16 protein-coding genes are annotated in these 21,284 nt (G+C 33.4%); 6 read left to right on the top strand and 10 right to left on the bottom strand.

All coding sequences use genetic code 11. The features are described from left to right. Nucleotide 1: 1 nt before the first annotated feature. From KI430_RS00080 to KI430_RS00070, 3 genes are read right to left on the bottom strand one after another with little or no spacing between them, the layout of a single operon-like run. Nucleotides 2-1,969: a T9SS type A sorting domain-containing protein gene (locus tag KI430_RS00080; protein ID WP_248876269.1), complete on the bottom strand. Its 1,968-nt coding sequence runs from the start codon at nt 1,967-1,969 to the stop codon at nt 2-4. A gap of 10 nt (nt 1,970-1,979) precedes the next feature. Beyond that, nucleotides 1,980-4,238 carry a S8/S53 family peptidase gene (locus KI430_RS00075; protein WP_248876268.1) on the bottom strand — a complete coding sequence of 753 codons (2,259 nt, stop codon included), beginning with the start codon at nt 4,236-4,238 and terminating at the stop codon, nt 1,980-1,982. A gap of 35 nt (nt 4,239-4,273) precedes the next feature. Continuing rightward, entirely contained in the window at nt 4,274-5,725 is a 1,452-nt protein-coding gene (locus tag KI430_RS00070) for a hypothetical protein (protein ID WP_248876267.1), read from the bottom strand. Between the two features lie 708 nt (nt 5,726-6,433). Here KI430_RS00070 and KI430_RS00065 point away from each other — a divergent pair. The 4 genes from KI430_RS00065 to KI430_RS00050 all read left to right on the top strand — a co-directional run bounded on the left by KI430_RS00065 (nt 6,434) and on the right by KI430_RS00050 (nt 10,946). Next, nucleotides 6,434-8,047 (top strand): response regulator transcription factor, encoded by a 1,614-nt coding sequence (locus tag KI430_RS00065; RefSeq protein ID WP_248876266.1) that lies wholly within the window; start codon nt 6,434-6,436, stop codon nt 8,045-8,047. Between the two features lie 474 nt (nt 8,048-8,521). Beyond that, entirely contained in the window at nt 8,522-9,058 is a 537-nt protein-coding gene (locus KI430_RS00060) for a YceI family protein (RefSeq protein WP_248876265.1), read from the top strand. Nucleotides 9,059-9,096: 38 nt separating this feature from the next. Beyond that, nucleotides 9,097-10,383, top strand: coding sequence for a hypothetical protein (locus tag KI430_RS00055; protein ID WP_248876264.1), 1,287 nt, complete (start codon nt 9,097-9,099; stop codon nt 10,381-10,383). Nucleotides 10,384-10,445: 62 nt separating this feature from the next. Beyond that, nucleotides 10,446-10,946 (top strand): YceI family protein, encoded by a 501-nt coding sequence (locus KI430_RS00050; protein ID WP_248876263.1) that lies wholly within the window; start codon nt 10,446-10,448, stop codon nt 10,944-10,946. 118 nt (nt 10,947-11,064) lie between these two features. Here KI430_RS00050 and KI430_RS00045 read toward each other — a convergent pair whose 3' ends face one another. Further along, nucleotides 11,065-11,604: a hypothetical protein gene (locus KI430_RS00045; protein WP_248876262.1), complete on the bottom strand. Its 540-nt coding sequence runs from the start codon at nt 11,602-11,604 to the stop codon at nt 11,065-11,067. 83 nt (nt 11,605-11,687) lie between these two features. On the opposite strand from KI430_RS00045, the gene KI430_RS00040 reads away from it, so the two are divergent. Together KI430_RS00040 and KI430_RS00035 are read left to right on the top strand one after the other, a co-directional pair. After that, a complete protein-coding gene (locus KI430_RS00040) occupies nt 11,688-13,829 on the top strand; it encodes an endonuclease MutS2 (RefSeq protein WP_248876261.1) in 2,142 nt (713 codons plus the stop codon). 405 nt (nt 13,830-14,234) lie between these two features. Then, a complete protein-coding gene (locus KI430_RS00035) occupies nt 14,235-15,047 on the top strand; it encodes a hypothetical protein (RefSeq protein WP_248876260.1) in 813 nt (270 codons plus the stop codon). A 44-nt stretch (nt 15,048-15,091) separates the two neighbouring features. Here KI430_RS00035 and KI430_RS00030 read toward each other — a convergent pair whose 3' ends face one another. The 6 genes from KI430_RS00030 to dnaA all read right to left on the bottom strand — a co-directional run bounded on the left by KI430_RS00030 (nt 15,092) and on the right by dnaA (nt 21,284). Next, on the bottom strand, nt 15,092-15,706 hold the full coding sequence (locus KI430_RS00030; RefSeq protein ID WP_248876259.1) for a DUF1684 domain-containing protein: 615 nt from the start codon (nt 15,704-15,706) through the stop codon (nt 15,092-15,094). A 160-nt stretch (nt 15,707-15,866) separates the two neighbouring features. Continuing rightward, on the bottom strand, nt 15,867-17,012 hold the full coding sequence (locus tag KI430_RS00025) for an AI-2E family transporter (RefSeq protein ID WP_248876258.1): 1,146 nt from the start codon (nt 17,010-17,012) through the stop codon (nt 15,867-15,869). Nucleotides 17,013-17,085: 73 nt separating this feature from the next. Then, nucleotides 17,086-17,784: an SAM-dependent methyltransferase gene (locus tag KI430_RS00020; RefSeq protein WP_248876257.1), complete on the bottom strand. Its 699-nt coding sequence runs from the start codon at nt 17,782-17,784 to the stop codon at nt 17,086-17,088. A gap of 194 nt (nt 17,785-17,978) precedes the next feature. Continuing rightward, a complete protein-coding gene (locus KI430_RS00015) occupies nt 17,979-19,256 on the bottom strand; it encodes a dicarboxylate/amino acid:cation symporter (RefSeq protein ID WP_248876256.1) in 1,278 nt (425 codons plus the stop codon). Between the two features lie 39 nt (nt 19,257-19,295). Next, nucleotides 19,296-19,736, bottom strand: a complete 441-nt coding sequence (locus KI430_RS00010) for a low molecular weight protein-tyrosine-phosphatase (protein ID WP_248876255.1) — start codon at nt 19,734-19,736, stop codon at nt 19,296-19,298. Nucleotides 19,737-19,829: 93 nt separating this feature from the next. Then, entirely contained in the window at nt 19,830-21,284 is a 1,455-nt protein-coding gene (dnaA, locus tag KI430_RS00005; protein WP_074235378.1) for a chromosomal replication initiator protein DnaA, read from the bottom strand.

The raw sequence follows: 21,284 nt of genomic DNA, 5'->3' as shown, positions 1-21,284 counted from the left end.
ATTAGTTAATGATGAGTTTGAACGTTTTTTGCTGTGTTTCAGTAACAATCGTAATAACATAAGATCCTTGAGATAGCATGCGATCTTTTATATCATAAGAAGATTTGCCTTGTAATTGTTTTGAGGAAATCAATTTTCCAGACATATCATACATTTTAATATCTGCATCTTCCGATTGGCTTAGTCTAATCCTAATATTAAAATCTTCCCCTGCTCGTGTAGGGTTTGGATATAGCACTATACTATTTTCAATTCCTTTTGTTATTTTAAAACTTCCTGTTTTCTTGCATCCATCTTTAGTTGTCACCGTTACAGTATAAGTTCCCTCTTCATACAGTTTTACTCTAGGCTGGAAACTACTGAATCCACTATCAGAAGTCCATTCATAGCTTGCTTCAAAATCAGTGATATTTTGTGAAGCATCCAGTTCCACATAACCTTGGCTTCCTATCTGATATTCAGAACCTAAATTCAGATTAATATCATCAAATGGATTGATGTCGAATTCATACACTTGCTCATAAGAAAGGGCATCTTTAACTTTTAAGATATAATGTCCTGCACTAAGCTGATTATAAGAAATTTCAGAATTTTGAATAGTAGTATTTCCTAAATAACCCTTATCTGATGTCAAAGTCAATTGGAAAGGAGCCTTTCCTCCTTTAATATTAAGTAAGAGTTTTCCTTCAGTAGTAATACAGGAAGGCTGAACCAAATCATATAATGCAAACATCTGTGAAGCCAAAGCGAAAGTAAATACATCGGTTCCCGAAAGGTCTTGATCAAAATACACTTCCGAGAATTTCGCCTCTCCTTTGCTATTGATCTGATCAGCAGGAATTGCGTCAGACTGGGTGGAGAAATTTCCACTCCCTTCCTTATCAATGATTAGCCAGACATTCTTATCAGATGGAATATTTGGAAAAATATCTTTTACATTAAACAATACAGAAGTTTTAATACTTTGACTTTGTTCTGATGTAAATCTTGCTTTCCATAATCTTTGTAACGCTTCAAAGCCAAAATTTTCTTCTCCTGCTTTTAATTCTTTACCATTATCTCCCCAAACTAAAAAGCTTTGGTCTCCAAAAGTGGCTGTATTTTTTTTGTTTGTGACAGAGAGTTCTCCCGCTGAGATAACAAGTCGTTTACTTTCAGAACTATTGGTAGATTGTTTCTGATATAAAGCAGAAAAATCATCCCTTCCTATTCCTGTAATTCTGTTTGGAAATTCATTATAATCTTCTTCTCTCCAAAGCTTTTTACTTTTTGAACTCAAATATTCTGTATATGGCAGACTGATGCCATATTTTATTGCCAAATAGGAATTAATTCGCGTACGCTCGTTCAGAGTAAGAATTTTATTGTAAATGAATAATTCAGGGAGGTTTCCTTTGAAAAGTTGCCATTCTGGGTTAGTGCGAACATCTTTTCCTATATAGAGAGTGCTTTTCCCAGTATTTCCACTAATAAAACCAATTTTTTTAGAAGGAATATCAAATTTTGAGTATACATTGAAAGAAACAGCACTATCCAACTGGTTTACATTGGCATATTCCATTGCATCACCATTGTATCGAAATATATTTGCTGTGCCAAAATAAAGTTCTTTTTCTCCTGAGTTATCAGTTGTATATACAGCGCTTTCTTTATTGAGATTTTTGTTTTGAAAAACTGTGAAAATACTTACCTTACTTAAAAGCTCCATAAGGTACTTTAGGTTTAAAGAATTCTTTTGACCATCAAAGGTAAAACTATCGTTAAAGTTAACTAACCCGTAAGTAGGTCTACTTTGCATATCTGGAGCCTGAACCTGATGTTGACCATAACCAAAATCCTGATAATAGGATAGATTGACATTATCCGAATCTGCTTTAAGCCAAAGATCCACTCCGCTTACCCCTCCTGGTGACTGGGAAGCTACTCCTACAGAAAACATGAGTAGAGTTAGTAGTAAAAATTTTCTCATTGTACTAATTTTATTGGATAATTATTTTTTTTGATTCTTTATAATCTGAAGTTTCGATTACCATCATATAAATACCCGCTGAAAGACCGCTTGTTTGAATAAGTTTTTGGTATATCCCTGTTGGAAATTTTTGATTACTTTTTTGCTGATAAACATTTTTTCCACTTAAGTCAAGTATTGTAATATTAACAATCGAAGGTGTTGTTATTTTATAAAAAATATTAACTTCAGTCTTTGCAGGATTCGGATAAATTAAAAGATTTTCCAGCTGTTTTTGTACATTTTGACTACCTTCAGATGAATTTGTATTTGAATTACCATTGTTGTCTGTTGCAATAGGTCTGTCGGTTTGAGAGTGATAAACCAAAGCAGGCAATGAACCGTCACAATCAGGATCAATAATCGCCATAAATCCAGCACCTTGCTCTGCCGTAAAGCCTACAGCACCAGAGCCTCCTGATGCATCAGGTAATAATTCCACAGATTTAGAAGCTTTATATACAATATTCTGGGCAGCACTTTTAATAACATTAGATGCTTTAATATTTTTTGCTGTTCCTACAAAATTTGAAGTTTCAATATTATCCTTATCTCTTGTCAGAACATACATATCATCTGTATAACAAAATGAAATCCCTGAAATAACTAATGAATAGTTTTGCGAACCTGAAAACAGGTTTCCTTTATGTTTGATAACAATTTGGTACAACCCGTCAGCGTTATCAATTTCTACTTTCTCAATGTTATCAACTTTATTATCTGAATTTCTCGTTGCAGCTGCAGTTAAATTTTGCATTCCACCTAGTTTCCAAGGGTAGTAAGTTTTAAAGTTGCCACTACTATCTTTTTTTAAAATAGTAATGTCCAGATCGTTTACTAATGAAGGAACTGAATCATCCTCCGTATTATCAACAATATTCCCTTCAGGATCAGTCCACGCTAAAGTTGCTACTAATGGTTGATTTTCAAATTCTGAAGCAACTACATACAACCGATATTCTCCACCCTGTTGGAGATTATCTTCCTTAATAAGGGTACTTTTTGTATCATTATACATTAATCTTGTTGCACGCTCGGTATCCATCAATCCCCAACCATAAACATAATCAGGTCCTAAAGCGTCTCTATCATTAGCTGTATGCGCTAACAATGCTCTGATTGAGGACGACCATAGGTAATCTCTTTTTACAGAAGAAAGGGAGCTCCAATACTGTTGGAGTAAAATAATAGCGCCTGAAACTGAAGCAGTGGCAGATGATGTTCCGTTATAAAATCCATAAGCAGAGTTATAAGTTTCAATAGCGGAATAAACATCTTGCCCAAGAGCTGAAATATCTGGCTTAATTCGACCATCATCCGTCCCCCCTAAACTACTGAAAGCTGATATGAAAAAATCGGAGCCTCCGCTTGGATTCTCATTTTTGTCAACAGAAGTAACGACGAGTACATTTTTTGCTATTCCGGCACCTTCTAAGAGATCATAACCTTTTTTAGATGAAACTTGTGGAACTACAGAAGGATCAAGACCTCTCGCGTTTCCAGCAGCCTTTACAATCTGGAAATATGGTGCATAATACATAACTTGATCCCAATTTTTAGCAGTTTCATTATACTTTCCAAATTGATATGTTTGATAGTATATTGGGTCAAAACCATAACTGTTATTAGCAACCAAAAGATTATTTGATGCTTCATTTGCCATTTCTGCAACATCATTTACCCAATCGTAAGCTGTGGCAATAGCACTATAAGCAACACCAGTTGCATCAGGATTGCTATAATTGTTACCAACCATCGTTCCTATTATATGAGTACTGTGTCGCGAAATAGTTTGATTCTGTGAGATATCATAATTTACTTTCCCAAGAATCAACTCATGATTTAATCTTGGTTTTGAAAAATCCCATTGTCCAATACGCATTTCGCTACCTGAGATGTTTAAACCTAATGAACCTCCATCATATAGTGAATTTGCTTTAATTCTTTGAGAAGCTTTGGAATTAAGTGTTGTGTAATAAAGGGGATTTCCTTCATCATCAGCTCCAATAAGTTGTTTTTCATTAACTCCATCATCAATAAATTCTTTGTATCCTTTTAACTTCAGATTCTCAATTAGAATATTATTTCGTTGTTTTTTTTGCTTTTGTTGAGCAATGATTGTCATCAATCTGGTCTTATCAACTGATACACTATTCTCTACGTTTTGTGAAAAGGCAGAGTTATAGAATAATACAGCAATAAGAATACTATATTTTGCATCGATTTTCATACAAATAGTTTATGTTTAAGTTAAGTATGAATCTGTTATTTTAAATTTGCTTCAAGTTTTTCAACTTTCTGCAATAGCATATCTATAGTTAGCTGCTGTTGATTTAGCTGATCCTTTAAAATTTTATTACTCTTATAAAGGTCAATATTATATAGTGTCAATTCTTCTATTTTTTCCAAGAGCTTCGCATCCATTTTTGCTAGATCAAGCCCATTTTTAACCAACTCATCGGCTGAAGGAATATTAGGTAAATGCCCCATATTATTGATATACGTTTCCACATCCTCTAATGACGCAAGCTTGTAATCCTTTTTGAAAACATAGTCCGCCCATCCATTTACAGAGGCGATATCAACTTTAATTTTCTCGGTTCTTATTCCATCCTTTACAAATAGCCTGTAAGTTGAACAATCTGAACAGGTAAGGTTTGTAGATGTTCCTAAAAATAACTTTCCATTTGCTTTAAGAGAGAAAAATTGTTCATATAGAGATGGTGAGACAAAGCCAGAAACGTCTAATACTCCAGGATTATTTGGCTGATATTGTCCATATCGTAAAAAAACCAACGACGCTCCATTATCTACGTTTGAAATGTCATTTAAAACGGCAAAACCATCAGAATTAATATCGGACTTTATCTGTGTTCTTCCATAGACCTTGAGTCCCAGATTTACATCTGACAAACCACCAATACCTATTTTTCCATTTTGCCCGTAAATCCAATTGCCAATATTAAGTTGATTATCTGCCGTAGATGCAGATGTATTAATATTATTACCAATTAAAATATTGTTATTTCCTGATGTTAGAGTAACTGCTGAGTTATAACCAATAGCTATGTTATTATTGCCAGTGGTCATTGTTCTTAATGCGCCTCCCCCGAGAGCTGTATTATTATTACCATTTATAATATTACCTATCGCCGCCCAGCCAATTCCAGTATTATAAGACACAGAATTTGTGTTATTAGCGTTATATCTGGACATAGCAGCAAAGCCAATGGCAGTATTATGATTGATGGTCCCGCTTCCGCCTAAGCTATTAAGTCCTACAGCTGTGTTTTCTGAGCCTGCTGTATTAGCCATCATCGAATTAACGCCAAAAGCTGTGTTAGAGGTTCCTGTCAGATTAGCTCTTAGGGCATTTGATCCTACCGCCGTATTTGCAGCCCCAGTAGTATTATATGACAATGCTGCTAGACCAAAAACTGTATTCCCTAAGCCAGTAGATATATCATTTCCTCCTCCAAAAAACAGATTATTATCCCAGCCATACGATCCTACATTTAAATTTTGAAGAATAAACCGACCATTATTATTAATCCGGATCCGCTCCAAATTATTTGTTTTAAAAGCCAAATCCTGATTATCAGTTGTACCAATAAAATTGGTTGTAGAATTTGTCCCTGAGTTTCCTGTAACATTCCATGATTGTGCACTAATTATCAAGGCATTAAAAAGAAATAAAGAAATAATAGTTTTTTTCATGATATTTTAGATTTATTTAATTAGACATCACTATTCCTAATTTTTTATACATCTATATACCCAGAGTTCAAGAATAGTATTAAACAGAAATCTTCAATATTGTTGCATAACCACTTATCCAATTTCGGGGTATAGAAATTATTGTTGAATTTATTTTAGTAGGAAAATAATTCTTAATACTATTTTCTCGGTGGGAACTTTGGTTCCTCTAATAAGATTAGATAAGTGTTTTGGTTGATAATTATCATCGTATCGGCTCGCTTTGATAATTTATTTCCCGTCAAGGAAATATGCTTAGAGTTAGCTAAGAAAACTTCCTCATCATTTTGCCGGCATGATAGAAGTGTTACTGTTATTAATAACAATAGAATGGTGAAATTTGATTTTTTCATGATTTGAGTTGTTTTTTGTTAAATCTAAAACACAATTCAAATACAAAGCAAACTATCTAATATGGAAAACCTTACATATGTAAATTAAAACGATAAAAACAAAGAATTTAAAGGTACAAATAAGAAAAAAAATGGTAAAGATGTGAATTTCAAAACTTAATTCATTGTAATTCAAAACCGTTTTATTAAATGAAGTTTTTGTTTAAATTTGATAATTATCAAATGATCTATGAAGCTATTTTTAAGTCTTACAATCTATTTTTCATGCGTTTTTTACATTTATTCAAATAATAAAAAGCAGCCATATTATTCATTTATGGAAAACAAGATTAATCATTTGAAAGAAAAACCATCTGAACAATTTCTTTATATAAAAGAAATGATTAAAAAGGCAAAACTTGAAAATAACATCAAACAACTTCACAAATCTTACTCATTAGCAAGTACCTATTCCAGAGGAGATGAACAATTAAAATACGGAGATAGTCTTTTAATTACTGCTTTTAAACAAAAAGATAGTGATATCATTGGGGACTGTTTCCTTGCAAAAGGCACTATTTATATGAATGAAGAGAAATATTCTGAAGCCTTAAAGAATTATATTGAAGGTTATACATATATAAAAAAGAAAAACAATTTTTACCTTATAAATAATGCAGAATTTCTCATTGCACAAACTAAAATTTATTTGGGACAATATAATGATGCACACAAAATATTAAAAAGAGTTTTAAATTTTTATCGAAAAAATCATCAAAAGACCAATAATACAGATTATGGATTATATTACATATATACTCTTATTTCTTACATAGATACAAATAGCAAACTTAATTTATTTGACGAGAATAAGGAATTACTAAAAGAGGGATTAGATTTCATTAACAAGCACAATTACAAAGAGTATAGAAGTTATTTTATTTCTTTAGCTGGGACAGATGCCTATTTTCAAAAAAAATACGACTTAGCGATTAGTAAATTAGATGAAGCTCTTAAGTTATATAATGATAATTGGAAACATCTAACAGAAACATATTACTTAGGATTAAGTTATTGGCATAAAGGAGAAAAGAAAATATCTATTGAATACTTAAAAAAAATAAGTGAGGAATACAGAATAACTGGAAAAATAGATCCTCAATTTCGACCAGCTTTCGAAATACTTATTGATTATTATAGAGATCAAAATGACATTCAAAAACAATTACAAATCATTAATCAGCTATTGGCTTTAGATAAACTTTTTGAAACAAACTACAAATATATATATGTAACATTACAAAAGGAATATGATGCTAATATTTTAAAAGAAAATAAATTACTTCTAGAAGATGCATTGAAAAATGAAAAGAGAACAAAAATTCTGCTATTAATTCTATGCATAATAACATTAACAGCATTCCTATGGTTAACAAAATATTATTATAAAAGACAGAAACACTATAAAAAATTGTTTGAACAAATACAGAATGCTGACTCTTTGATTAATTATGATTATGAGAAAATAGTTTCACAAGAAGAGTATAAAGATTTAGGATTTTCTATAAACACATTACCCGAAATCAACCCGCTTATTATAGAAAATATACTTAACTTTTTATCAAAGTTCGAATCTGAAAACGAATTTTTGCAGAAAGATTTAACTATACAATATCTTGCACAAAAATGCGGCACCAATGTTTCTTATTTATCCAAAATTATCAATCAATATAAAAAAAACAATTTTCTATCATATATAAATGATTTAAGATTAAACTATGTTATTGAACTATGGCAAAAAAAACCAAGAACGAGGCATTTAAGAATTCAAGAAATTGCAGAAAAGGTAGGATTTAGTACTGCACAAAGCTTTTCTAAGAATTTTAAAGAAAAATATCAAATTTCTCCTTCTTATTTTCTGAAAAGACTGGAAAAAGAGACAAATATTTAATAATTTAATGTAATTAACAATAGATTTAAGATAATTGTAACTACAATACTAATTATTAAGACATATATATTTTAAAAAAAACCACTGAAATTCAGTGGTTTTGTTTTATATAAATTTCTAAAAACTAAACTATGACATCCGTCATACAAATTTATTAATATCCCAATAATTTAACATTTTTTATAAATAATCAAAAATATCAATACTGATATTCATCATTAATTACTGACCTAACAAATGTCATCCCTGATTATTCTATAATCTTTACTCATAAACAACTTTCACTTATTGATAAAACAAATTATTATTTGATGAAATCAATAAGACTTATCGATATTATTTATCAACATCATAACCGACAACATTAATAAGATTTTTGTCATTGTAAAAAAATAGCAAATTATTTACCAACCTTATACCTTTGTCCTATCAATAACAAAAGATATATAATAATAACAATTAATATTTAATAAAATGAAAACAACGAAAAATCTAATTAGCCTTGGTTTAGTTTTAGGAGGTCTTTTATTGCCGCAATTATCAAATGCTCAAAAAATAACCCAAAAAACTACAACAATCACTATTTCAGGAACTTCTCCAATGCACGATTGGGAAATGAAAGGTTCAACCTCAACTTTCAGTGGTATAGTAGCAGGAAATGCAATTACAAATGTGAACCTTACAGTTCCAGTAAAGACTTTGAATGCAGCAAAAGGTAAAACAATGGAAAAGAAAGCTTATGAAACTTTAAAATCTGACAAAGCTCCAAACGTAACTTTCACAGCAAGCTCAATCAATATCGGAAAAAGCAATGTTACAGGGAAATTAACCATAGCAGGAACTGCCAAAAATGTTTCCTTCCCAGTGTCTGTAGTAAAAAAAGGAAATGCCTACATCATAGACGGAACAGAAACGGTAAAATTATCTGAATTCGGGATGGATCGTCCAGGATTTATGGGAATCAAAACCGGAGATGCTGTCACTGTAAAAGTGAATATTGTAGCAGAATAAAAAATCAAACTGAATAACAACTGAATAATTTTAATATCATGAAAAGAAATCTATTAAAAGTTAGCTTCATCGCTGCTTTAGCAATGGCAAACCTTGGCCTGGCTCAAGAATTTCCAATCGACAACCTTAATCCACGTGATCATAGAAGCATCAATGCTTTTGAAAACCCAAAAGATACTGTAAGTACTTTTGAAAAAATGAAAGTGAGAGTTGGAGGTGCATTCGCACTTCAGTTCCAGGCTATCCAGCACGAGAACAATGCAACCCCTGTACTCAACGCTGCTGGAGTCAATACAAACCAATTGTATGATATCGGAAACAACTTCAACCTGGCAACTGCCAACCTTGATCTTGACGTGGCATTATATGACGGCGTTAACTTACATTTGAGAACTTTTTTATCTTCTCGTCATCACAACGAGACTTATGTAAAAGGTGGATATTTACAAATCAACAAATTAAACTTCATCAAGAAAGACTTTCTTAAAGACGTGATGAAGTATGCAACCATCAAATTTGGTCACGATGAGATCAATTATGGTGATGTCCATTTCAGAAGAAGTGACAATGCTTATGTTACAAACAACCCTTTTGTAGGCAACTATCTGATGGATGCTTTTGCAACAATGGTTTTTGCTGAGGTCTATTACAGAAGAGACGGATTTATAGGAATGGCAGGTATAACCAACGGAAGGCTGAACCAAACTGCCAATGGTGGAACGAGTCCTTCTCTTTATGCCAAATTAGGCTATGACAAACAGCTTAATGAAGATCTTAGAGTGAGATTAACAGGATCTGTTTACAATACAGCGCACACCCAAAGACTCGATTTCTATGATGGAGACAGAGCAGGATCAAGATATTACTTTGTAATGGAAAATACAGCCGCAACTTCTTCTGCAAACTTCAGATCTGGACAGATTGTTCCTGACTTCAAAAACAAACTGACCTCATTTATGATCAATCCGTTTGTAAAATACAAAGGACTGGAATTCTTCGGAACTTATGAAAACGCTTCTGGTAGAAACTTCGCAGAGACAGACAGAAGAACCTGGAACCAATACGCTGCAGAATTGCTTTATAGATTTGGAAACAACGAGAATTTATATATCGCAGGAAGATACAATGGCGTAGACGGAAAATTGGCTACCGGCGAAAAAGTGGATGTCACAAGATTCAATGTTGGAGGTGGATGGTTTATGACAAAAAATATTCTTACCAAGCTGGAGTATGTCAACCAAAAATATGACGGATATGCGCCAACCAACATCCTTTATGGTGGCAAATTCAATGGATTTGTATTAGAAGCAGCCATAGCTTTCTAAATATTCAGTTAACAGAAGCAGAGGAAACCCTCAGGTTTCCTCTGTTTTTAAAAATTAAAATTATGCGACTTCTTTATTTACTTTTCGGTTTTATGACGCTTTTTGCGCAGGCACAGGAAAATTTTGTTCAGATTAACGGAAGTACTAATGTAAACAAGTTTCAATGTGTCAATAACAAATTCAAAGCAGAAACTGGCGTTTATACTTTCACAGAAAGAAGCCTTCCGAATATCATTTTAAAAGTCAACGAGTTCGATTGCGGAAACAAAATGATGACCAAAGATTTTCAGAAAATCCTGAATTCTGAAAAATATCCGAATATGATTATCAAGTTCATCAACTTCACCAAAGTTCAGAAAAATTATATCGCCGTTGTAGAAGTCAAAATGATGAACCAAAGTAAAAGATACAACGTAGAATTTGAGATAGAAAATAATAAGTTAATCGGACGCAAGAATGTAAAATTCAGTGATTTTAATATCACTCCTCCAAAAAAAATGGGCGGAATGATCGTCGTAAAAGACGACTTGGACCTGACATTCAGCTTAGCAACCAAAATTTAAAATCAATCAAATAACTTTTTCATATAATTAGATTTTTCAACATCACAATATTGCGCTAGAAAGACATTGTGATTCGAGGAACTTGCAGACTCAGCTGTAGGTTCCTTTTTTATTTTGGCTAATTTCTATTCAAAGAATTATTTAATTCAATAAAGAAAAGTATAAGATAATAACCGATGATAGAAGCACAAATCGCTAAAGCATTATTTCCAGAATCTAAAGCACTTAACAAAAAGCCAACCGGAAGCCCATATAAAACAAGTAAAACAAATTTGAAAATCCCGCCTTTTCCTTTCATAAAATTATCACCAGCCTCATCGCCATAATCTCCTGTTTGAGAAAAATATTCTACAAGATGATTTGCAAAAATTCCGAAAACAGAAATCAATCCGTACCAATTATCTTTTGTTATGAAAAGTCCAATCAATAAAAACAAAATAAAAATACCCCAAAACACCCGCTTTTCCCGTGTTGTCTGTTTACCCGAGGCAGTTCCGACCAAAAGAAATCCTGCAATCAGGAAAATAACTTCCGCTCCTGCTCGCTCTTCTGCCAAATCCAAAAAATCCTGAGAACCAAAATTTTGAAACATCAGAACCCAGTTCAGGATAATCCAGATGTACATTAATAATGGTGAGAATAGAATAATAGATTTCACTGGTATTATTAAAATTTAAAAGTACATCAATTCACAATATTGCTCAATAAAAAATTACATTATAAATTGATTAAATTTGCAATGTGAATATTAATCAAGCAGACCTTAACGAATTAGAATTTCCGGAACTCCTTTCGGAAATCGCCCCTTTCGCTTACTCGCCGAAAACGGCAGACAAAATAATGGAACTTCGTCCAATGGAAATAGACGAGGCAGAAATCTCTTTGAAAAAAACCTCAGAATTCTTAACGAGTTTTGAAAGTTCCAACGCCATTCCTTTTGATGAATATGAAGACATCGAAGAGGAACTAAAACTGATGCTGATAGAGAATTACAGATTAGAGAATAAATCGTTTATCAAAATCAAAACAATTACCGAGCAAATCGGGAAATTGCAAAGATTCTTACCTCAGCTTTCAGAAGCTTTCCCCACATTATTGGAAGAAATCAAAGATTTGGAATTCCGAAAAGAAATCATTGATAAAGTTGACAAAGTTTTTAACCGATTTGGAGAAGTCAAAAGCGAAGCCTCGACAATTCTGAAAACCTTGAGAGCAGAAATCCAACACGCCAGAAAAGCAATTGACGAAAACTTCAACCGCTCTTTGGTTACTTATTCGGATTTTTTAGAAGATATCAGGGAAACAATTGTCGAAGACCAAAGAGTTTTAGCGGTAAAATCCGGTTTCAAGAAAAGAGTTAACGGACGTGTTTTAGGTATTTCCAAAACAGGTTCTATCACTTATATCCAGCCAGAAAGTGTTGTTAAACATTATTTCAAACTGAGAGAAAATCAGGAGGAAGAGAAAAAAGAAATCGATAAAATCCTTCGTCAACTGACTGCAGAGATTGCAGAATTCCAGCCACAACTTTCGGATTATCAAACTTATATTTTCGATTTGGATTTAATTCGAGCCAAAGCAAAATTTGCCGAAAAAGTCAACGGAATTTTGCCGAAAATCAACAGACATCAAACCTTGCGTTTGAAAGATGCATTTCATCCATTACTTTGGATCAGGAATAAAAACGAAAACAAAGAGATTTTCTCACAGACTTTAACGTTAACAGAACACAACCGAATCATTTGTATTTCCGGACCAAATGCCGGTGGTAAATCCATCACGTTAAAAACCGTTGGATTGTTGCAACTGATGATCCAGAGCGGGATTTTAGTTCCTTGTCATCCAAAATCGGAGATGTTTTTCTTTGAAAAGATAATGACAGACATTGGAGACAATCAGTCTATAGAGAATCACTTATCAACTTACTCATCGAGACTGAAAAAAATGTCCGGAATGATTCGTGAAGCGGACAACAAAACGTTGTTATTGATTGATGAATTCGGAACCGGTTCTGACCCGGAATTGGGCGGTGCTTTGGCGGAAAGTTTTATGGAATATTTCTACGACAAGAAAAGTTTCGGAATCATCACAACACATTACACCAATATCAAATTGGTTGTAGAACAATTGCCCGCAGCAACCAATGCAGCAATGCTTTTTGACGAACATTCTTTGGAACCGCTTTATAAATTGGAAATCGGACAAGCCGGAAGTTCTTTCACTTTTGAAGTGGCTGAAAAAAATAAGATTCCGAGATTTATTATTAAAAACGCAAGAAAGAAAGTAGAACACGATATTGTAAACCTTGACAAAACGATTGTAAAACTTCAGCAGGAAAAATTCGAAGTTGAAAAATTGAAATCTGATTTGTCGGAAAAACGAGATTCTGTTGAAGATAAACGAGATAATCTCCAAAAACTGAATGAACAGCTTCAGCAAAAGTTATTCAATTTCCAAAAACTTTACGAAGAAGAACACAGAAAACTACAATTTGGAAACAAGATTGAAGCGTTTATCGACAGTTATGTGAAAGGTAAATCCCGAAAAGATGTGGTCAAAGATTTTGTGAAAATCCTGGAACAGGAAAAATTCCGAAAACTGGGAACTGACAAAGATGAAACAAAACGTCTTCAGGTGGTGAAACGTAAAATCACGCAACAACTGAAGAAAGAAGACGTCATCGAAAAAATTGCTGAAACCAACGAAAAATTGGAAGAAAAACGCAAAGCAGAACGCGCGGTTTGGATGAAAGTTGGCCAACGTGTTCGAATCGCCGGAAGTACAAGTGTTGGCACCATTGAAAAGATTTCAAAAAACAAAGTCATTGTTAACTACGGAACCTTCAAAACCACGATTGATTCCGGAGAATTGGAGAGAATATAAAATTTTAAATTGCTGATAAAAAACCTTTCATAGTCACGAACTCTGAAAGGTTTTTAGTTTTTGACCCATTTCAAAAACTTTTTTTTAATTCGGATTACTTCTTGAAATATCATTCCTACGTCTTTTAAATTTGCTAAAAAAACAAAGAAATGTATTTAGCAGAAAACGAAATTATTGATGAATTTTATATTTATCCAGACGAACAAAACAATTTTATTAACTCTTTAAATTTAGAAAATCATGCCAAGAAATCATGAAGCAGACATCTGCAATCCAAACAATGATGCGTATCAAGCAGCTTTAGACAATCATTCCAACCAGCTAAACCCAAACAATGAAAATTACCAAGGCGATTAACACATCTAAATGCTATCTTTATTGATAGCATTTTTATTTAAATGAATTATGAAAAATAAAGAGACTGAAATGTACAGCCAAATGAAAATCATCGAAAGTTTTAAGGCTACAAATCCTAGAGCTTTTCTAAAAGCTTTTTTATCCATTACCACCGCTAAAGAAAGAGAAAATCTCATATCAATTTTTAGAAACGAGGAAATTAGAAATGAATTCATTAATATCTTTAATTATATTACAGAAAATTATAAGTGGAAAAATATTGAAGATTTCATTATAAACATTCACAGTAATTTAGAAAAACTTAAGCAAAAAATCCCAAAAGATTTCAATATTGAAAAATACCAGCCTTTATTAGACATTTTTCAAAACATCTTAGACAGAGGAGAAAATGTAAAACACAATATTGCAGGAAAGAATACAATTATAGAAGACTTTGGAATCGATTACGATACTCTGAATGAATGGTTAATTTATTTTGAAAAAGAAAATTTTGTAGGAAAAAGATCATTCAATTCTAAGGAATATTCTTTTATCATTAAAGATTTTATTAATGTCAATGATGAAATCACTATAGAAAATATCAAGCGCTATCATTTCAAAACTTATAACAAAATAAAAATTGCTGAAATTATTGGCGATGTAGCAAAGAGCGAAAAAACGAACTACGACAATCTTTGGAAAAAAATAGAAAGTATTGATGATTTAAATCCTAAAAATACAAAGTTGTTGAATTGGATAAAAAAACACCACAAAATGCCATTTTCATTGGCTTATCAATTAGTTTCTTTAATCATTGAAACATTACCCGAAAATGAAAAAATAGAAATCAATGATATTTTTGAATCATATTTTGAAACTTAAAAAAATTGTACTATTTGGTTGACATTCGCTTAAGAAGTTAAAAATTAATGATGATAAACATCCTCATACATCACACCAGCCTCAATTCTTACTGGTAACTTATTTTCTTCCGGAACAATCGGGCAGTTGTAATCAAAAGCATTATAAGCACAATATGGCTGATAAGATTGATTAAAATCCAGGACAATTTCGTTTCCTGATGGGATTTTCAAATCCATATATTTTCCGCCGCCATAAGTTTCTTTCTCATTCGTCAAATCCCGGAAAGGCAGAAAAAGATAATCTTTATATTTTTCCATTTTCATGAGATCCAGACTTTGATATAAAGTCAATGTCAAAGATTGACCGTCCAACTCAAAAGTAGCTTTACCATATTCCTGATATTGCTTGAATTTACCGGAAGAAGTCGGCAATTCAAACGGAACAGGATTTTCGGTTTTCACAAATTTTGCTGTAACTCTGTATTTCAGATTGATTGGAAAGAACGGATGCTTTTTGAAATTCTTCATATTATCGCCTCGCAAAGGTGATTCTTTTGGGTTTAGATATTCTGCATTTAGTTCTTTTTGGAACTTTTTGATTGCTGCAACATTTTCTTTTTCCGTCTGAGCATTTAGAAACAGAGACAATATAATGAATAGGAAACTTAATTTTTTCATAGATTAATTTTAATTATTTGACTTCGTCGAACCACTTAGTTAGGTTTGGGCAGCTATTTCCGCCTTCCGCTCCCAATCTTTTCACTCCGCTACGCTGCGTAAAAAGGATTTCCGCTCAAGTCGGGCTGCTATTATTCGCTGGTAATATTCGGAAACTATTTTATTCCTGAGTTTCGTTATCAGAATCAGCAATTATTTTATCGACTTTGGCTTTCTTAGTGTAGAAATATTTATCAAAAGTAGATTTAAAAACCGGTACTTCATCATCTTCGCCCATCAGGAAACCCCAAGATTGGAGACCTTCTACTCTATCAAAAATGATTTTCAGAATCGCCAAAACCGGAATCGTCAAAAACATTCCTGCAATCCCCCAAAGCATTTCGCCAACCACCAAACCGATAATCACAATCAGCGAATTGATTTTCACTTTAGAACCCACCACTCTTGGCATTATGATGTTTCCGTCAATCGCATGAATCACAACAATCGCAATCACGATGAACAAAACGTGACTAATTCCCGAAGTTGCAAACGTAATCAAAGCACCAATCAATAAAGCGATGAAAATCCCTATATATGGCAGAATATTCAGAATTCCTGTAAGGATGGCTAGCATAAAATTATATTTGACTCCGATAATTGTGTAAGCAATCAAAGACAAAATCGTCACAATAATCATCTGTAAAAACAGTCCTACCAAATATTTTTTCACCATAAACTGAATGCTGTGAACCACTTCAAAAACCGTTTTATGATGCGACTCTGTGAAACTTGCTACCAAAAATTTCAGAAGATGTGTTCTGTACAAAAGGAAAAATAGGGCAAACAAAAATGTAAAACCTGTCAACATCAAGATATAGCCAATCGATTTCAAAGCTCTTTCCAAAATGGCTGTTCCTGTGCTGATTGATTTTTTAGCTGTATCATTCAGATATTCAAGCTGGTCTTTTCTCCTGACGCCAAATGTTTTGGAAATCCAGCTTTGCAAATCATCCGTCAAAGTAATAAATTGTTTCTGAAACTGAGGCCAGTCATTCGACAATTTAGCCACTTGTATTGAAATTCCGTAAATTACACCTGCAATAATTGCCAAAGCCAAAAGACTCGCCAGAATAGATGACAAACTTCTCGGGAATCTTAGTCGCTTCTCCATAAAACGGGAAAGTGGCGTCAGCAAAATTGCCACAAGCAATCCCAAAATCATCGGAACAAAAATCTGCTCGCCGATAATCGCCAAAAATCCCAGAACAACAATACTGATGAGAATGCAAGATAACTTGAGGTAAAAAGGATAAGTTTGATTCATATTATTATAGGTTAGAAGTTAGATGTCGGAAGTTAGATGAATTTTTCAATCAAACTTTTAATTTCTTTTTACATTATTTTCCGATTAGAAAAACAGCGGGAATTTTGTGTAATTCCGGTTTATTTTTTTTCCAATCAGCGATAGTTTTTGTTTGGATAAATTCAGTTTCTGGGTCATTAATGTTAGCAGCAATGCACAATTTTGTATTTGGATTTAGAAACTTGATCAAATCTTCGAATAATGGATTATTTCTGTAAGGTGTTTCCATGAAAATCTGTGTGAATCCAGTTTTCTCAACCAGATTTTCCAGATGCTGAATTTCCTTTTTCTTCTTGTCTTTTTCAATAGCCAAATAACCATTGAAAGAAAACTGCTGTCCGTTGAATCCACTCGCAATCAAAGCAAGAACAAAAGAACTTGGTCCGTTAACCGGAATTACTTTGATATTATTTTTGTGAGACCAACCAACGATGATATTTCCTGGATCACCGATGCAAGGCAAACCCGCCTCAGATAACAATCCAAAATCTACACCTTCTTTCATCAACTTTTGTGCTTCTTTCAAATCTGCCGTTTCAGAATATTTATCAAGTAGAAATAATTTAAGTTCCGGTTGTTTTTTTTCCGGAGCAAAAAATTTGATGACTTTTCTGGCTGTCTTTTCGTTCTCTACAAAATAATAGTCGACATTCATAATGATGTCTTTGATTGTCGGTGCAAAATAATCTGTTGGAGAGTTTTCGGAAAGATAAGCTGGTAAAAGGTATAGCATTTTTGTTATATTAATGTATGTTGTAAAATATATTTACGATTTTTGTCATCCCGTAGAATATAAACTGCTGAAATTCCTCCGGAATGACAAAATTATGTTATTATGTTGAAGCTCATTTTATGTTGAAGCTGCAGCCCGATTTGAGCGAAAACTACAGGCGGATTAAGCTTCCCAAACCCAAAATCAACACAAATTTAGTTCAAAACTTCTTTTAATCGGTCTTTATCCAATCTATTTTCCCAATTGGAAACGACAACCGTTGCAACGGCATTCCCGATTACATTGGTTAAAGCACGACATTCTGACATAAATTTGTCAATCCCAAGAATTAAAGTCATACCAGCAATAGGAACTTCGGGAACAACCGCCAAAGTCGCTGCTAAGGTGATAAATCCAGCACCTGTAACGCCAGCCGCACCTTTGGAACTCAACATCGCCACCAAAAGCAATCCAATCTGATGCTCCAAAGTCAAATCGATATTACAAGCCTGCGCAATGAACAACGCCGCCAAAGTCATGTAAATGTTCGTTCCATCAAGATTGAAGGAATAACCTGTCGGAACCACCAAACCGACAACACCTTTATCGCAGCCGGCGTTTTCCATTTTTTTCATCATTCCGGGAAGTGCCGGTTCTGAAGAACTTGTTCCCAAAACCAGAAAAATTTCTTCTTTGATATACTTCAGAAATTTGAAAATATTGAATCCGTTATACCACGCTACACTTCCCAAAATCAAAATAACAAACAACGCCGAAGTCACATAAAATGTTCCGACGAGCATCGCCAGATTTTTGAGCGATTCTACACCGTATTTGCCAATCGTGAAAGCCATTGCCCCGAATGCTCCGATTGGCGCTAATTTCATCAAAATTTCTACAATTTTGAAAATCGGAATTGTTAAGGTTTGAAGAAAATCTTGAATTGGTTGACTTTTTTCTGACGTGACTGCCAAAGCAACTCCAAATAAAATTGCGACCAGCAAAACCTGCAGAATGTTATCGCCTGTTAATGGACTAAATAACGTCTCTGGGATAATATTGAAAATAAAATTGACCAAGGAATTGTCGTGCGCCGCTTTTACATATTTTTCAACCTCTGCACCGTTCAGAGTATTTGGGTTGATGTTTAGACCTTTTCCCGGTTGAACGATATGACTGACAATCATCCCAATAATCAACGCTAAAGTGGAAAATGTAAAAAAGTAAATGAATGCTTTTCCTGCAACTCTTCCGACTTTTTTAAGGTCGCTCATTCCTGCGATTCCTGTAGAAACTGTGAGGAAAATAACCGGCGCAATAATCATTTTGACCAGCTTGATAAAACCTTCGCCAAGAGGTTTCATTCTCTCGCCCAAGTCCGGATAAAAGTAACCTAGAGAAACACCAAAAACAATTGCAATCAGCACTTGGATATAGAGTAACTGATAGATTTTTTTCGGTTTTAAGGGTTTTTGTTCAATGTCCAAATTCATAAAAAGAACTTATCTTACAAATTTAGAATTGTTTATGAATTATATGGTGTTGTTCCTGATTTTTTCTGCAATTATTTCACAAGAATCGTTGAGCATTTTGTAAACTTTATCAAAACCATCGATTCCTCCGTAATAGGGATCAGGAACTTCTAATTCGTTATCAAGAATCAGTCGGACTTTGTGTTTTTGTGAATCGTCTGCAAGTTTCAAAACATCTTTGTAATTATTTTTGTCCATACAAAGAATCAAATCAAATTCATCCAAATCTGACTTTTTGATTGGCCTTGATTTCTGCATCGAGATATCTATTCCGTTTTTCAAAGCGGTTTTTACAGAACGTTCGTCAGGTCCATTTCCTTCGTGATAATTGATTGTTCCTGCACTATCAACAAAATAATTATCATCCAGTTTAGATTTTAAGATTCCTTCCGCCAAAGGACTTCTGCAAATATTTCCAAGACAAACCATTAGTATTTTCATAATTTCAAAAACTGTGAAATGTTTATGTAAAAAGTAAAATGACTTTAAATTTAAGATAAAAAAAGGATTTAAAAAATTTAAATCCTCGTATTGTTATTGTGCAATTTTATCTTTCAAATCCTTGATGTATTTCTTCAATTCTTTATCTATTTTAGAAACATCTCGGATGGTGTCGCAAGCATACATTACGGTTGAATGGTCTTTTCCACCCATCTCTTCACCGATTTTTGTAAATGTTGCATTGGTATATTCTTTTGCGAAATACATTGCCAACTGTCTCGGCAAAGCAATTTCTCTTTTTCTGGTTTTAGACAATAATTGCTCTCTCTGAATTCCGAAATAATCGCAAACAATCTCCTGAATGTAAGGAATATTAATGGTTTTCTTCTGAGTTGTCGCTAACTTATTAATCGTGTCTTTTAATAAATCTAAACTGAAATCGGATTTGTAAACTGTTGAATAAGCAATTACTGCATTCACAACACCAATCAGTTCTCTTACACCGTTGGTTTTAACTTCTGACGCTAAATAATCTAGCATATCATCCGTTAATTCGATTCCGTCTCGGCTTAATTTATCAACGATGATTTTTCTTCTTGTATCGAAGTTTGGCGATTTGATTTCTGCAGAAAGTCCCCATTTGAAACGGGAAATAATCCTTTCCTGAGTATCCAGAATATCCGCAGGTGCCTTATCAGAAGTTAAGATAATTTGTTTCCCGTTCTGATGCAAATAATCAAAAATATGGAAGAAACTATCCTGAGTTGCCGCTTTACCAGACAAAAACTGGATATCATCGATAATCAAAACATCAATCATCTGATAATAATGCTGGAAATCTGTTTTGTTCTGGGACTTTGCAGCCTTCACAAAATCCTGAATGAATTTTTCCGAAGATTGATACAAAACCACTTTCTCTGGGAAAGAAGCCTTAACCTCCAAACCGATCGCCTGAGCCAAATGCGTTTTCCCAACGCCATATCCACCATAAACAAACAATGGATTGAAAGCGGTAGAACCTGGTCTTTTTGCAATAGACCTTGCTACTGTAGAAGCAAATTTATTACTTTCTCCTTCGATAAAATTATCAAAAGATTGGTCCGCTTTCAAGTTAGAATCAATATTGATTTTTTTGATGCCCGGAACCGCAAAAGCATTCACATTATTATCCTTAAGAACCGGTCTGGCTTCCTGAATTTTTGGAGCCTGGGTAGAAATCCCTTTTACATTCATCGTAATTGGTTTTTCTTTTCCTGCAGGTTTGTTTTCCATTACAGAATACCACAATTTCACACCTTTACCGATATTTTTCTTAAGTGCAGCAGACAGTAAAGACAAGTAATTGTCCTCTATATATTCTTTGTAAAAATCACTAGGAACAAGCAACGTCAGATTATTGTTCACCAAAGAAATTGGCTGAACTTTATCAAACAATAAGTCGAAAGAATTTTCTAACTTTTTGAGGTCTGTATTATCCTCCGCTGCGTTTAGATTATCCCGCATAAACTGGATGCATCTATCCCAGATTAACTCTAAATTTTCATTCAT

This window comes from Epilithonimonas zeae, from assembly GCF_023278365.1.
Lineage (GTDB): Bacteria > Bacteroidota > Bacteroidia > Flavobacteriales > Weeksellaceae > Epilithonimonas > Epilithonimonas zeae_A.
The sequence above is the reverse complement of the archived record's forward strand: the minus strand, read 5'-3'. Positions and strand labels throughout refer to the sequence as shown.